We start from the raw sequence: 14578 nt of genomic DNA on the forward strand, positions 1-14578 counted from the left end.
AGGGGGGTAGCGTCCGGCGCATGACCCGCGCCGTCCTCGTGTCCAGTGCAACCCCGCCCACCGTCACCGACGTCGACCTGCCGGATCCGGCCGAGGGCGAGGTCCTGGTCGACGTCACGTACTCGAGCGTCAACTACAAGGACGGGCTGGCCCTGGCGCGGAACCCCGGTGTCGCTCGGCTCGACCCGCTCGTTCCGGGGATCGACGTCGTGGGCACGGTGTCCGGGCTCGGTCCCGGCGTGCACGAGGTGGCGATCGGCGACCGGGTGGTGCTGAACGGTGCCGGCCTGGGTGAGAGCAGGCACGGGGGCTGGGCGGCGCAGGCGGTCGTGCCGTCCGGATCGCTCGTCGTGCTGCCCGAGACGATCGACGACTCGTTCGCGGCGGCCATCGGCACGGCGGGGTTCACCGCGATGCTCAGCGTGCTGGCGCTCGAGCGCTTCGTCGCGCCGGACGACGGGCCGGTGCTCGTGACCGGCGCGTCCGGCGGGGTCGGCACCGTGGCGATCGCCCTGCTCGCGGCCCGCGGGTACCGGGTGACGGCGTCGACGGGTCGCTCGGCCAACACGGACTCGCTCCGCCGGCTCGGTGCCATCGAGGTCATCGACCGCGGCACACTGTCCGAGCCGGGCAAGCCGATGCAGCGTGCCACGTGGGCCGGAGCGGTGGACAGCGTCGGCGGGGCCACCCTGGCGAACGTGCTGGCCTCGACCCGGTGGGGTGGCGCGGTGACGGCCTGCGGGCTGGCGCAGGACTCCGCGCTGCCGACGACCGTGCTGCCGTTCATCCTGCGGTCGGTCTCGTTGCTCGGCATCAACTCCGTCGACGCCCCACCGGAGCTCCGCCGTCGAGCGTGGGACCGGCTGGCGACCGACCTCGACGCGGCGCTGCTGGCCGACGTCACCCGCACCGTCACGCTCGAGCAGGCGATCACGGTCGGCGCCGAGGTGGTCGCAGGGCGGGTGCACGGTCGCACCGTGGTCGCCGTTGCGGGCTGAATCCCGGCGTTTTTTAGCAAACGTTTGCATATTGGCACGCTAGGATTTCGAGTGTCGATTTCGTCCTCGAGGAGATGACATGCCGGTCCCCAAGTCCACCGTGGAGAGCTCTCCCCGGAAGCTCCTGCGCGACGTCGTCTACGACAAGATGCTCGCGGCGCTCCGTGACGGCACGCTGCAGCACGGCGAGCGCCTGAACGACGACGAGCTGGTCCAGTGGCTGGGTGTGAGTCGCACCCCGATCCGTGAGGCGATCGCGAAGCTCGTCGACATCGGCCTGGTCGAGATGGAGGCGAACCGGTACACCCGCGTCGCCACGCCCACCTTCGACGACTGGGTCACCGCGACCCGCGCGACCGCAGGGTTCTTCGAGCTCAGCCTGCGCTGGGGCGTCCCCGAGTACAGCGACGAGGACGTCGAAGCCCTCACCGCGTTGCTCGACAAGGCCGACCGCATGCGCAAGGTGCGGGACTACGGCTTCAGCGGCGCCCTCACCGAGATCATCGAGTTCGCCGTCGAGCACTCCGGCAACCCCCTGGTGCAGAACGCGGCCGTGGGTGCCATGGAGCGGGTCCGCTTCACGCTCAACCCGACGCCGCCGTTCGAGCAGTACGGGTCCGAGGCGTTCTTCTCGATCCTGCGCGAGGCCCTCACCGAGCGCGACGGTGAAGGGGCCGCCGAGGCCGGTCGAGCCCTCACCCGCAACTTCGAACAGCACATCGAGGCGGTCCGCGCCGACCGCGGCTGACCCGTGGTCGTCGGCGAGTGGGGTGACGCCGACCCCTGGGCGGCGGCGAACGACGACGCCTACGCGTCCCTGCTCGCCCACGTCCGCACCGGCCCGCGTGGACCGGTGCCCGTCGACCTCGACGCACTGGGGTGGGAGTGGGGCACGCCTCGCGGCCGGGTCCGTGCAGCGGCGGCTCGCCTCGAGGACCTCGGCATCCTGTCCCGGCGCCCGGACGGCTCGTGGTGGTACGACGAACTGTCCGACGCCGACCTCTCGGACACGCTCGACTTCTGGGTCGCGCTGGTCGGCCCGGCCCTCCGCGCGACCATCCCGGCGCTCACCCCTGAGCTCCGCGCCGAACTCGACCGCCGGGTCGCGCGGGCTCGCACCACTGCGGCACTCCGGTTGCCGGAGTACCCGACGGCGTTCTCCGCCGCCTGCCAGTTCTGGTTCGAGCACTCCCCGAACACCCTGGTGCGCAGCCTGGGCCTGCGTGCGTTCGAGCGGATGCGGTGGGCCCGGGTCCCGACGCAGCTCTGGTCGGTCCACGAGGTGCACACCTGGTTCGCCACCACGTCCCGCGCGGTGGAGTCCGGTGACCCGGCCGTGGCGACGGCGGCGGCCCAGGTCATGGACGGGCTGTTCGAGGTCCACCGGCGGAACGTCGGGATCCCGCGGACGCACCGCCCGGCGGACGACACCACCGAAGACCGCGTCGGTCCGGTCGGCCGTACCCTGCTGCGAGACGTCCGCTCCGGCGCGTTGGCGGTGGGGTCCACGCATCGGCTCGAGGACCTCGTGACACGGACCGGTGCCACACCCGAGCAGGTGCACGGAGCACTGCGCTGGCTGCACGACCTGGGGCTCGTCGAGGACGACGGCGGCCGGTACCGCGTCGGGCAACCGTCGCTCGCAACCTGGCGCGACACGATGGAGCTGCTCACCGGCGTCTTCACCCACGGCGCCGTCCACGTCCTGCCCGGCCTGCGGGGCCCCGCGCTCGAGGAGTTCCGCGCGCTCGTCGCACGGGCACGCGCGGACGGCCAGGTGCGCGATCACCGGTACACGGAGAGTTCGTTCGCGGTCACACGCTTCCTGTCCGAACAGTCCGGCAACCGCTGGGTGCGTGAGGCCCTGCGCCTCGCGATGGCCCGGCTCGCCTACGCGTTGCCCGAGGCACCCGCGTTCCGGCAGTGGGACGCGGAAGCGCTCTGGCTCACGCTCGACGCGGCCGCCGGCAGCGGCGACGTCGAGACCGCCCGAGCCGCTGCCCGCCGGTTCGTCGACGTCGCACGAGCCCACGTGGACGACGTCACGGCGCGGTGGGGCACGATGGGGTCATGACCGACGAGCGCGACGACGTCCTGATCCACGCCACCGGGGTCCGCGTCACGCGCTCCGGCCGCGACCTGCTGCACGACATCGACCTGACCGTCCGCCGCGGCGAGCACTGGGCGCTGCTCGGACCGAACGGTGCCGGCAAATCCACCCTGCTCGCCGTCCTCGGCGCGACCGGACACCCCACCGCGGGCACGGTCGAGGTCCTCGGTCGCCGACTCGGACGCGTCGACGTCCGCGAACTCCGTCAGCACATCGGCCACGTCGACCCCCGACACCGCATGCTGTCGCCGCTCACCGTCCTCGAGACGGTGCTGACCGGCCTGACCGGCACGACGGACCTCATGATGCGGTGGGAACCCTCGGCCGAACAGGTCGCCCTGGCCGAGCAGCACGTCGCCGACGTGGGGCTCACGGCCCGGCGGGACGCCCGGTGGCCGGTGCTGTCGCAGGGCGAGCGGGGCCGCGCCCTCATCGCCCGGGCCCTGATGTCCGAGCCCCAGCTGCTCCTGCTCGACGAGCCCGCGACCGGGCTGGACGTCGCCGCCCGCGAGCACCTGCTCGAGACCGTCGACGCCCTGCGGCACCGGCACCCGGGCCTCGGCAGCGTCATGGTGACCCACCACCTGGAGGACCTGCCGGCCTCGACGTCGCACGCGATGCTCCTGCGCGACGGCGCCGCGGTGGCCCAGGGCACCTCGGACCAGGTCATCACGTCGTCGGCGGTGTCGCACGCGTTCGACTTCCCGCTCGCGATCCTGCGGGCCGAGGGGCGCTGGGCCGCACGCCGATCCGCCTGACGCGTGCTTGAATGGGCGTTCCGTGTCCGCGGCCCGTGTCGGGGAGGGACCCGGCACCGCACCACGGTGTCACGCCGCTGACCGTCACCAGGGGGAACCATGACGAACACGCCGCCGCCCTTCCCGGGGTCCGAGCCGCAGCCGAACGACGGCCAGCCGAACACCGGCCAGCCGAACGGCCAGCAGTACCCGCAGCAGCCCGCCGGGCCGCCCCAGCCCGACGGCCAGCCGTCCGCGCAGCAGCCGCCGCAGTACCAGCAGCAACCCCCCGTCGGCCAGCAGTACCAGCAGCCGTACGCCCAGCAGCCGTACGCCCAGGCAGCCCCGGCCGGCACCGCACCGTACGCTCCCCCGCCCAAGTCCTCGTCCCGCGGCAAGCGCGTCCTGATCTCGGTGCTCGGCGTCGTCGTCGCCGTCGTGGTGGCGTTCCTCGTCCGCCAGGGCCTGAACGCGGCCTTCAGCGACTCCACCGAGGAGAAGGTCTCGAAGGCGGTCGAGCAGATCCGCGAGCAGAGCGACCTGCCGAAGCAGGTCGACTCCGTCACGACGTGGACCGGGATCGAGGCCGAGGGCGCCGCGATCCACTACGACTACACGGTGTCGGCGAACGTCGACCCGGCCTCGATCACCGAAGGTGCCATCCGCGACGCCGTCGGGCCGAACCTCTGCTCGAACAGCGAGACGAAGAAGCTCCTCGACGAGGACGTCGACATGCGGTACACCTACAAGTTCGAGGGCTCGTCGAAGACCGTCGACACGACCTTCACCAAGGCCGACTGCTCCTGAGTCCCGCGGCCCGTCACGCGGTCGCGGCGGCAACAGCCCCCGCGCCCGTCACGCGGTCGCGGCGGCAACAGCCCCCGCGCCCGTCACGCGGTCGCGGCGGCAGCAGCCCTCGCGGCCGCGGGCAGGGCGTCCAGGATCCGTCCGACGGCGCGGTCGTCGTGGGCGGCGGTGACGAACCACGCCTCGAACACGCTCGGCGGCAGGGTCACCCCGGCGTCGAGCATCGCGTGGAAGAACGGCGCGTAGCGGAACACGTCCTGTGCCCGCACGTCGTCGTAGTTGCGGGGTGCCTGCTCGGTGAACGCGAACGAGAACAGGTTGCCGGCGTGCTGCACGGTGTGGGCGACGCCCGCGGCCGACAGTGCCTCGCTCGTGGCGGTCGCGATGGTCGACGCCGTGCGGTCGAGGTGCTCGTACACCTCGGCCGTCGCGGCGCGGAGCGTGGCGGTACCGGCAGCGACCGCGAGCGGGTTGCCGGAGAGCGTGCCCGCCTGGTACACCGGCCCGAGCGGGGCGAGGAAGTCCATGACCTCGCGCCGACCACCGAGGGCGGCGAGGGGCATGCCACCACCGATGACCTTGCCGAACGTGATGAGGTCGGGCTTCCACCCGGCGCCGTCCGGCACGACCTTGGACGCCTCGAGGCCCCACCAGCCTGCAGCTCCGACCCGGAACCCGGTCAGGACCTCGTCGACGATGAGCAGCGCCCCGTGCGCCTGCGTGATCTGCGCCAGTGCCCGGTTGAAGCCGCGCTCGGGAGCCAGCACGCCCATGTTCGCGGCGGCCGACTCGACGATCACGGCGGCGATCCGCTCGGAGTGCTCGTCGAAGGCCCGGCGGACGGCGTCGAGGTCGTTGTACGGCAGCACGAGGGTCTGCGCGGCGGTCTCGGCGGTGATGCCCGCACTGCCCGGCATGGCCAGGGTCGCGACACCCGAACCGGCCTCGGCCAGCAGGGAGTCCGAGTGGCCGTGGTAGTGCCCGGCGAACTTCACGAGCAGGTCGCGGCCGGTGTACCCGCGGGCCAGTCGGATCGCGGTCATCGTGGCCTCGGTGCCGGTCGACACCATGCGGAGCTTCTCGATGGGGCCGTCGCCGTCCACCGACACCCGCTGCTTCACGAGTTCGGCCAGCTCGGTCTCGCCCGGGGTCGACGCCCCGAACGACAGTCCGCGCGCGGCGGCCTGCTGCACGGCCTCGACCGTGCCGGGGTGGGCGTGCCCGAGGATCGCTGGCCCCCACGACGCGACGAGGTCGACGTACTCGCGACCCTCGGCGTCGGTGACGTAGGCGCCCTTCGCGGACACCAGGAAGCGCGGGGTGCCGCCGACCGACCCGTAGGCGCGGACCGGGGAGTTCACGCCACCGGGGATCGCGTTCTTGGCGCGGCCGAAGAGCTGGTCGTTCGTGGTCATTCGGGGGCCTTCCCGGTCGAGGCGATGCCGGCGACGTCGGCGGTGCTGCCCGAGGTGCGGAGGCCCGCTTCCTCGTTGAGCTTCCGCGCGATGTCGACGGCGAAGTAGGTCAGGATCGCGTCGGCACCGGCGCGCTTGATGCCGACGAGCGACTCCATCGCGGCTGCGTCGCGGTCGATCCAGCCGTTCTGCGCTGCTGCGGTGATCATCGCGTACTCGCCCGAGATCTGGTACGCCCAGACCGGGACCGGCGAGGTCGCCGCGGTCTCGGCGAGCACGTCGAGGTAGCTCATCGCGGGCTTCACCATCACGATGTCGGCACCCTCGTCGACGTCGAGTGCGACCTCGCGCTGGCCCTGACGACCGTTCGCGGCGTCGATCTGGTAGGTCCGACGGTCACCGACGAGCGACGACGACACCGCCTCACGGAAGGGACCGTAGAACGCCGAGGCGTACTTCGCGGCGTAGGCGAGCAGCGCGGTGCCGCTGTGCCCGGCACCGTCGAGGGCGTCACGTGCGGCGGCGATCTGGCCGTCCATCATGCCGCTCATGCAGACGAGCTCGGCACCGGCCTCGGCCTGCGCGACCGCCATGTCGCGGTAGCGCAGCAACGTGGCGTCGTTGTCGACGGAGCCGTCGGCGGCCAGCACGCCGCAGTGCCCGTGGTCGGTGAACTCGTCGAGGCACAGGTCGGACTGCACCACGAGGGCGTCCCCCACCTCTTGCCGAGCCACGCGGATCGCCACGTTGAGGATGCCGTCCGGATCGGTCGCACCGGAGCCGTCGGCGTCCTTCGTGGTCGGCACGGCGAACAGGTTCACGCCACCCACACCGACGGACGCGGCGTCGACCAGCGCACGGCGGAACGAGTCGAGGGAGTGCTGCTGCACACCCGGCATGCTCGAGATGTCCACGGCGTCGGTCGCGCCTTCGCGGATGAACATCGGCAGCACGAGCTCGGCGGGGTGGAGCCGGGTCTCGGCCACGAGTCGTCGCATCGCAGGGGTGGCGCGGAGCCGACGGGGGCGGACCTGGGGGAAGCGTCCAGTCACGGGTGACCTTCCTGGTGGGGGGTGGTGGGGTTCAGTGCCGCGACGACGGCGTCGAGCAGGGCTTCTGCGGACCGGTCGTGTGCGACGGCGTGCACGGGCAGGCCGGCGGCACGTGCGTCGGTTGCGGTCCCGGGGCCGATGCAGGCCACGGTGGTGCGGGGGTCGAGCGGGGTCATCCGGCGGGCGATCTCGCGGGCGACGCTGCCGCTCGTCACGAGCACCGCAGCGGGCGCCGTGTCGAAGGTGATCGGCTCGTCGCCGGTCCCCACGGTACGGTACGCGACCACGTCGTCCACGTCGATGCCGCGGGCACGCAGGCCGTCGACGAGCGTGGGTGCCGCGATCTCGGAGCGGGGGAACAGCACGGTGCCGTCGGTGTCCGGCAGCTCCTGCACCAGTCCGGCGGCGGACGTCTCGGTCGGCACCAGGTCGACGACCCAGCCCGCAGCGCGCGCGGCACGGGCGGTCGGCTCGCCGACCGCGGCGACGCGCACCCCGGCCGGGAGGCCCGCCACGCGTCCCGCCAGGACCGTCACGGCCGTCGCACTGGTCACCACGACCCATGCGTAACCAGCCACGTTGGTTCCGTCACCGACAGAACCGGGTGATCCGGGCCTCCCGGCCGCACCGGAGGCGACCAGTCGCCGGACCGCAGCGTCGAGCGCGGAGGGGTCCGACGGCGGAGCGTCCGTGATGAGGGGGACGACGACGGGGGCGAGCCCACGGGCCCGGGCGGCCGCGGCGACCCGGTCCCCCCACGCACCGCCACGCGGGACGAGGACGACCGGAGGTCGCGCCTCGTCCGTCGCGGTGGTGGAGGGTTCCGTGGTGACCGCCTACTCGGCCGGCGTCGCCAGGCCGGGGCCCGCGGTGTACGGCCCGTCCGTGGTGTCCTCGGCGACGGTCGTCGCCAGGTCGGCGAGCTCCGCAGCACCGTTCTCGAGCAGCTCGGTCGCCACGCGGCCACCGACCGCGAGCGCCTCGTCGAGACGGTCCTGCGCCGAACCGTCGAGCACGGCCGCGTGCGATGCGGTGCGGTACTCGGTGCCGTCGGGGCGGTAGACGGTCGCGGACACGAGCAGGAGCTCGGCGTCCACGACGGCCGTCGCACCGATCGGAGCGGAGCAGCCGGCCTCGAGCTTGGCGAGCACCTCGCGCTCGGCCGTCACCGTGAGGCGGGTCGGGGCGTGCTCGATCTTGCGGAGTGCCGCGAGCAGCCCCCGGTCGGTCTCGTCCGTGCGGATCTCGACCGCGAGCGCACCCTGCCCGGGAGCACTCGGCCAGAAGCCGAGGTCGAGCAGCTCGGTGGCGGCCGACAGGCGGTCGATGCGCCCCAGGCCGGCGGCGGCGAGCACCACGGCGTCCAGGTCGTCGTCCACCCGACCGAGGCGGGTGTCGATGTTGCCGCGGATGTCGACGACGTCCAGGTCGGGCCGTGCGGCACGGAGCTGCGCGGCACGGCGCGGCGAACCGGTACCGACCTTCGCGCGGTCCGGCAGCGTGTCGACGGTCGCACCGTTCCGGGCGACGAGGACGTCGCGGGCGTCCGCACGCTTCGGGACGGCACCGATCGTCAGACCCGGGTACGGGGCGGTCGGCAGGTCCTTCAGCGAGTGCACGAGCACGTCGACCTCGCCGGCGACCAGGGCTTCACGCAGGGCACTGGCGAAGACACCGGTGCCACCGAGCGAGGCCAGGGACGCACGGTTCGTGTCGCCCTCGCTCGTGACGGTGACGAGTTCGACGGGTCGACCGGCCGCCTTCGCAAGGCGGTCGGCGACGTCCTGCGACTGCGCGACCGCGAGCCGGCTGGCACGGGTGCCCAGCCGGATCGGGGCCGGGCGATCGGGGGACGTCGTGTTGGGGTCGTTCACGGGTGCGTCGGTCACGGGGCGACGCCGGCGGCGGCGGGCTTGAACCCCGCTCGCACGTTCTCGCAGCAGCCCGGACGGCACACGTCGTACCAGGGACCGATGTCGGTCATGTGCGGACGCTCGGCCTTCGGCGTGCCGTTGACCCGCTCGAGCACCAGGTCGACGAGACCGGACACGTAGGCCGGGTCGATGCCGGGGGTCTGCGTGCGGAGCGACCAGAAGCCGAGCTCACCGGCGGTCTCGGTGGCTTCCTCGTCGAGGTCCCACATGACCTCCATGTGGTCGCTGACGAAGCCGAGCGGGACGATCAGCACGGCACGCGTCGGGCCGCCCTTGAGGTCCTCGTTCATGTAGTCGTTGATGTCCGGCTCGAGCCACGGCTGCGTCGGGGGGCCGGAACGCGACTGGTAGACGAGCTTCCAGGCGGGCTTCGACGTGCCCTGCAGGTGGGCGTGCTCGGGCTGCTCGAGGAGCTCGGCCCAGGCCTGGTCGAGCACGACCTCGCCCACGGCGAGGTGCTGTGCCTCGTACGCGCCGTGCTCGTCGAACCCGCGGTAGTCGGGGCCGGAGCGGGCGGCGTCGGTCGAGGGGATCGAGTGCGTCGAGAAGAGCACCTGCAGCTCGGTCGCGACGTCCAGGCCATCGTTCTCGGCGATCGCGCGGGCCATGCCGTCGCGGACGCCGTCGATGAACGGGCGGACGAAGCCCGGGTGGTCGAAGAACTGGCGGACCTTGTCGATCTGGATCGTGTCGATCAGACCGGTCTCGTTGAGCACGCGGGCGTAGTCCTCGCGGTACTGCCGGCAGCTCGAGAACGACGAGTACGCGCTCGTGGCGATGGCGACGAGCTTGGTGTAGCCCTTGTCCGCTGCCTCGGTGAAGGCCTCTTCGAGGTAGGGCGCCCAGTTGCGGTTGCCCCAGAGCACCGGCATGTCGATGCCGCGCGACGCCAGCTCGGCCTCGAGCGCGGCCTTGAGCGCACGGTTCTGCGCGTTGATCGGGCTCACACCGCCGAAGTGGCGGTAGTGGTGCGCGACCTCCTCCAGCCGCTCGTCCGGGATCCCGCGGCCGCGGGTGACGTTGCGCAGGAAGGGGATGACGTCGTCCTGGCCCTCGGGACCACCGAAGCCCGCGAGCAGGATCGCGTCGTACGCGGTCGGGGTCTCGACGTGCTCGGGTCCGGACGCTGCCGCTGGGGTCGCGGCGAGGACCTGGCCGTTCGTGATCATGCTGGTGTCGGTCATGACAGCACCTCCGGGAGTTCGGCGGTCGTCACGCGACGACCCGTGAAGAAGGGGACCTCTTCGCGCACGTGCATGCGCGCCTCGGTGTAACGGAGATCGCGCATCAGGTCGACGAGGTCGACCAGGTCCGGGCTCTCGAGCGGCAGGATCCACTCGTAGTCGCTCAGGGCGAAGGTCGCGATGGTGTTCGTGAGCACGCGGCGGTACTTCGCGCCGGCGATGCCGTGGTCGCGGAGCATCTTCGAGCGCTCGTCCTCGGGCAGCAGGTACCACTCGTAGGAGCGGACGAACGGGTACACCGTGATCCACGCCTCGGGGTCCTTGCCGCGCAGGAACGCGGGGGTGTGCCGCTTGTTGAACTCGGCTTCGCGGTGCATGGCCATCACGTGCCACACCGGCTCGGCGTCCTGGAACAGTCCGGTGCGGCGGATCTCGCGCAGCACGGCCTGGATCGCCTGTGCGTCGTCGCCGTGCAGCCAGACCATGACGTCGGCGTCGGCGCGGAAGGCCGAGACGTCGTAGAAGCCACGGATCGTGACCCCGCGCTCGGCGGCGCTGGCGATCACGGCGTCGAGTTCGGCCACGGCGTCGTCGCCGACGCGGTGGATCGGACCGAGGGGCCGGCGGAACACTGCCCACAGAGCGTACGCCGTCAGCAGGTTCGGGTCGATCCCGGAGTCCGGGTGACCGGTCTCGGCGGGTTCGGCGTGGGGGTGGTCGTTCGCGGGCACGGGCGCGTCGGAGCTCATGGATCCATTGTCCTATCGGTTGCCAGGGTGGTGGCCGCCCCGCCTCCGGTGGACCGCGCTCGGGCGGTCTACCGCCGTCGGAGCACCATCACGACGATACCCCCGACCACTGCCACGCCGGCTGCGAGACCGGCCAGGTAGGGGACGGGCTGCTCGTCGAGGCCGCGCTTGAACCTCGACGCGGCGATCCCGATCTGCTTCGGGACGTTGAGCTTGTCCTCGATCGCGTCGAGGGTGTCGAACAACTGGGCGCGGGTCGCGGCGACGCGGGCAGCGAGATCGTCGTGCGGGTCGGTCACGGTTCCTCCGTCGGTGGTGCGGCTGTCGGGGCTGTCGACGCTCAGGAGCGGCTGTCGACGTCCGGCTTGCGGCTGCCGTACTGCGTCGGCGGGGTCGGCTTCTTGCCGAGGCCCTTGACCGCGTTGATGTCGTTCTTGACGCTGTCGATCGTGCGCTTGGGCGTGAGGGGCAGGCCCTTCTTCAGGCGCTTCCAGCCGACCAGGCCGAGGATCGCGGCGATGACGAGCATCACCACGGCCACCACCAGTGCGGCCAGCCACGCCGGCATCACGGTCGCCAGGCCCATCACGGCTGCGGTCAGCAGGACGCCGATCGCGTAGAGCACCACGACGAGCGCACCGACCAGCAGCCCGGCTGCCAGACCGAAGATCTTCGCCTTCGCGAGCATCTCGGCCTTGAGCAGGTCGATCTCGCCCTTGACCAGGCCCTTGACGAGCTTCGGGACGTCACCGACCAGGCCGAACAGCGAACGCGACTTGCGATCGCGGGTGTCCGTCATGAGGTGGTGGTGTCCTTCTTCTGGCCGACCTTGCGGACGGCCTTCTTGGTGGTCTCACCGATGAACTCGGCGACGTCCGGGGTCTTGTCGGCGATGAAGTCTTCAGCGACGTGCACGCCCTTCTGGACGCCGTTGCTGTTCCAGACCTTGCCGCTGACGGTCTTGATCTGCTCGTACCGCGCCCGTCCGGCTCGCGATCCCAGGACGTACCCGAGTGCGGCGCCGGCGACGAACAGGAGCTTTCCGCGCATGTGCGATTCCTCCGTGCATTGGTTGTGCGGTGGTCATGCACCGAACGGAATACGTCCGGCGGTCTCACCAACAGTAGCCCTCAGGGGCTGCGCGGTCCGCTCAGGAACGAAGGAGCTCGTCGGCTGCCTTCCGGGCCGCGCCGATGATGCCCGCCAGGCCGCGTCCGGTCGAGACCTCGCCGATGCCGACGACACCCTCGGCCAGCCCGGCTGCGGTCAGGTCCGGCCCGTACCAGCCGACGCGTGCGGCCCCGCTGACGCGGTCCGCCGTGATCGGCACGCCGAGCAGCGTGGAGGCGTCCTGCAGGGCACGGCTGCCGACGGGGTCGGCCGGGTCGACCGGGAGGCTCGTGGCCACGCCCGCCGTGTCCGTCGCGCTGGTCGCGTAGCTGAGTCGCAGGACGTGGCGTCCGTCCGCCACGTCGGCCAGCCACGGCCACTTCACGGTGGCGTGCGTCAGGGCCTTCGCCGAGACGGCCTGCGCGTCCGGGTGCACGAGCATGCCGGTGCCACGCGGGGCGGCGTCGAGCTCCGGCTGGTCGACGACGAGCGTGACGAGCTGAATGCCCGTCCGGTCGGGTGCAGCCGTGCGCTCCGGGTCGGCGACGGAGGACAGGGTGTGCTGGGCCGGCAGCCGTTCGGTGGTGCCGTCGGCGCGGACGGTCTCCACCGCGTGCGCCTCGATCCGGGTCGCCCGGGTGTGCAGTCGGACGTCGACGCCGTAGGTGGCCATGTCGGCGACGAGTTCGTCCACGAGCCGCACCGTGCCACCGCGGATCCCCTGCACCGGGGTGCCGGCGGCCGCCCGTGCCCGCAGCGACAGGACCGCCCGGGCCAGGGAGCCCTCGCGCAGCAGTGCGGCGCGCAGGCCCGGAGCAACCCGGTCGGGGTCGAGCTGGTCGGGGTGGGTGGAGTGCACGCCTCCGGCGATCGGCACCACCAGGTCGTCGAGCACCCGCTCCCCCATGCGCCGCCGGACGAGTTCGCCGAGCGAGGAGGCCTTGGCGCCCACCGGAGCCGGCAGCAGCGAGTCCATCTGGGCTCGCAGACCGCCCTGCTGTCCGACCACGGCCAGCACGTCGGCCGCCATCGGGGTGCTCGGGATGCCGAGGAGCCCGGTCGCGGGGATCGGCGAGGTCCGGCCGTCGCGGGTCATCAGCCACGCGCCGCGGGGGTCGGGGGCGACGACGTCGTTGCCCAGCCCCAGCTCGGTCGCCAGGCGGCCGACGGCGTCCGTGCGGGTGGCGAACGAGTCCGCCGCCATGTCCAGGTCGATCCCGCCGACGGTGTGCCGACGGATCATGCCCCCGAGCTCGCCCGAGGACTCGACGAGCACCACGTGGGCGCCGCCCTTGGCCAGGTCACGCGCGGTGACGAGCCCGGCGATCCCGCCGCCGACCACGACGACGTCGGTCATGCGCCGGCTCCGTCCCCGAGGGAGTGGACGAGCTCGACCACGCGGGTCAGGACGTCCGGGTCGGTCTCCGGCGGGACCCCGTGGCCCAGGTTCACGACGTGGGCCCGTGCGGCACTGCCCCGACGGACGACGTCGCGGACGTGCGCTTCGAGGACGTCCCACGGCGCCGAGAGCATCGCCGGGTCGATGTTGCCCTGCACGCTGACGCCGGTGCCGACGCGCTGGACCGCCTGGTCGAGGGGCAGGCGCCAGTCGACCCCGATCGCGTCGACGCCGACGGTGTCCGTGCCGAAGGTCGTCATGTCGGCCAGGACCTCGCCGCTGCCGACCCCGAAGTGGATGCGCGGGACCCCGAGCTCGGCGACGTACGACATGGCCCGGGCGGAGTGCGGCGCGACGGACCGGATGTAGTCGGCGCGGGAGAGCGACCCGACCCACGAGTCGAACAGCTGCGCGGCCGAGGCCCCGGCGAGCACCTGGGCCCGCAGGAACATCCCGGACACCTCGGCGGCCCAGGCGAGCAGCCGCGACCAGGTCTCGGGGTCGGCGTGCATGAGCGTGCGGGCGCGGATGTGGTCCTTCGACGGGCCGCCCTCGACCAGGTAGGCGGCCAGGGTGAACGGTGCCCCCGCGAAGCCGATCAGCGGGGTGTCGCCGAGCTGCTCGACCGTTCGGCGGACGGCCTGCTCGATGGGGGCGAGGGCCGCGGGGTCGAGCTGCTCGAGCGCGTCGACGTCCACGGGGGTGCGGATCGGCGACGAGAGCACCGGACCACGACCGGGGACGATCTCGACGTCCACGCCGGCGAGCTTGATCGGCACGACGATGTCGCTGAAGAAGATGCCCGCGTCGACCCCGTGCCGGCGCACCGGCTGCAGGGTGATCTCCGACGCCATCTCCGGGTCGAGGCACGCATCGAGCATGGCTGTGCCGATCCGAAGCTCGCGGTACTCCGGCAGGGACCGTCCGGCCTGCCGCATGAACCACACCGGGAGCGTCTCCGGACGGTCACCCCGCAGGGCCCGTACCAGGCGGGAACCACTCGTCCGCCCTGATGCCAGGGGGTGGGAGTCGGGGAGGGATGTGCTCGTCGCTTCGGTCACCGGATGATTCTCCCATCGAGCG

At 72.4% G+C, this 14578-nt stretch carries 16 protein-coding genes; 5 read left to right on the plus strand and 11 right to left on the minus strand.

Annotated features, from left to right (window positions below; translation table 11 throughout):
• Positions 1-20 precede the first annotated feature (20 nt).
• From ASF75_RS14435 to ASF75_RS14455, 5 genes are all read left to right on the plus strand, one after another.
• Positions 21-998: an MDR family oxidoreductase gene (locus ASF75_RS14435; protein ID WP_056072485.1), complete on the plus strand. Its 978-nt coding sequence runs from the start codon at positions 21-23 to the stop codon at positions 996-998.
• Positions 999-1077: 79 nt separating this feature from the next.
• Positions 1078-1746 (plus strand): GntR family transcriptional regulator, encoded by a 669-nt coding sequence (locus ASF75_RS14440; RefSeq protein WP_017887715.1) that lies wholly within the window; start codon positions 1078-1080, stop codon positions 1744-1746.
• Positions 1747-1749: 3 nt separating this feature from the next.
• On the plus strand, positions 1750-3072 hold the full coding sequence (locus ASF75_RS14445; protein WP_056072488.1) for a hypothetical protein: 1323 nt from the start codon (positions 1750-1752) through the stop codon (positions 3070-3072).
• The gene (locus tag ASF75_RS14450) at positions 3069-3866 is read left to right on the plus strand and encodes an ABC transporter ATP-binding protein (protein WP_056072492.1); all 798 of its coding nucleotides are present in this window, start codon (positions 3069-3071) and stop codon (positions 3864-3866) included. Before ASF75_RS14445 ends, ASF75_RS14450 begins: the two co-directional genes overlap by 4 nt.
• A gap of 99 nt (positions 3867-3965) precedes the next feature.
• A complete protein-coding gene (locus tag ASF75_RS14455; RefSeq protein WP_056072493.1) occupies positions 3966-4652 on the plus strand; it encodes a hypothetical protein in 687 nt (228 codons plus the stop codon).
• A gap of 83 nt (positions 4653-4735) precedes the next feature.
• On the opposite strand, the gene hemL is transcribed toward ASF75_RS14455, so the two are convergent.
• From hemL to hemE, 11 genes are all read right to left on the minus strand, one after another.
• A complete protein-coding gene (hemL, locus tag ASF75_RS14460) occupies positions 4736-6067 on the minus strand; it encodes a glutamate-1-semialdehyde 2,1-aminomutase (RefSeq protein ID WP_017887719.1) in 1332 nt (443 codons plus the stop codon).
• The gene (gene hemB / locus ASF75_RS14465) at positions 6064-7119 is read right to left on the minus strand and encodes a porphobilinogen synthase (RefSeq protein ID WP_268750876.1); all 1056 of its coding nucleotides are present in this window, start codon (positions 7117-7119) and stop codon (positions 6064-6066) included. Before hemB ends, hemL begins: the two co-directional genes overlap by 4 nt.
• Entirely contained in the window at positions 7116-7697 is a 582-nt protein-coding gene (locus ASF75_RS14470; RefSeq protein ID WP_235517691.1) for a uroporphyrinogen-III synthase, read from the minus strand. Before ASF75_RS14470 ends, hemB begins: the two co-directional genes overlap by 4 nt.
• A gap of 258 nt (positions 7698-7955) precedes the next feature.
• Positions 7956-9008, minus strand: a complete 1053-nt coding sequence (gene hemC / locus ASF75_RS14475) for a hydroxymethylbilane synthase (protein ID WP_235517694.1) — start codon at positions 9006-9008, stop codon at positions 7956-7958.
• Positions 9005-10237, minus strand: coding sequence for a ferrochelatase (locus ASF75_RS14480; RefSeq protein WP_017887723.1), 1233 nt, complete (start codon positions 10235-10237; stop codon positions 9005-9007). The genes hemC and ASF75_RS14480 overlap by 4 nt, the downstream gene beginning before the upstream one ends.
• Positions 10234-10986: a hydrogen peroxide-dependent heme synthase gene (gene hemQ, locus ASF75_RS14485; RefSeq protein ID WP_056072514.1), complete on the minus strand. Its 753-nt coding sequence runs from the start codon at positions 10984-10986 to the stop codon at positions 10234-10236. The genes ASF75_RS14480 and hemQ overlap by 4 nt, the downstream gene beginning before the upstream one ends.
• 68 nt (positions 10987-11054) lie before the next feature.
• Positions 11055-11285, minus strand: coding sequence for a DUF3618 domain-containing protein (locus ASF75_RS14490; RefSeq protein ID WP_017887725.1), 231 nt, complete (start codon positions 11283-11285; stop codon positions 11055-11057).
• 41 nt (positions 11286-11326) lie between these two features.
• Complete coding sequence (locus ASF75_RS14495; RefSeq protein WP_017887726.1) at positions 11327-11785, minus strand: phage holin family protein; 459 nt, start codon at positions 11783-11785, stop codon at positions 11327-11329.
• On the minus strand, positions 11782-12036 hold the full coding sequence (locus ASF75_RS14500; RefSeq protein ID WP_017887727.1) for a hypothetical protein: 255 nt from the start codon (positions 12034-12036) through the stop codon (positions 11782-11784). The genes ASF75_RS14495 and ASF75_RS14500 overlap by 4 nt, the downstream gene beginning before the upstream one ends.
• Before the next feature lie 100 nt (positions 12037-12136).
• The gene (locus ASF75_RS14505) at positions 12137-13453 is read right to left on the minus strand and encodes a protoporphyrinogen/coproporphyrinogen oxidase (RefSeq protein ID WP_082509775.1); all 1317 of its coding nucleotides are present in this window, start codon (positions 13451-13453) and stop codon (positions 12137-12139) included.
• Positions 13450-14556 carry a uroporphyrinogen decarboxylase gene (hemE, locus tag ASF75_RS14510; RefSeq protein ID WP_056072517.1) on the minus strand — a complete coding sequence of 369 codons (1107 nt, stop codon included), beginning with the start codon at positions 14554-14556 and terminating at the stop codon, positions 13450-13452. Before hemE ends, ASF75_RS14505 begins: the two co-directional genes overlap by 4 nt.
• Positions 14557-14578 lie beyond the last annotated feature (22 nt).

The organism is Curtobacterium sp. Leaf154 (assembly GCF_001424595.1).
Lineage (GTDB): Bacteria > Actinomycetota > Actinomycetes > Actinomycetales > Microbacteriaceae > Curtobacterium > Curtobacterium poinsettiae.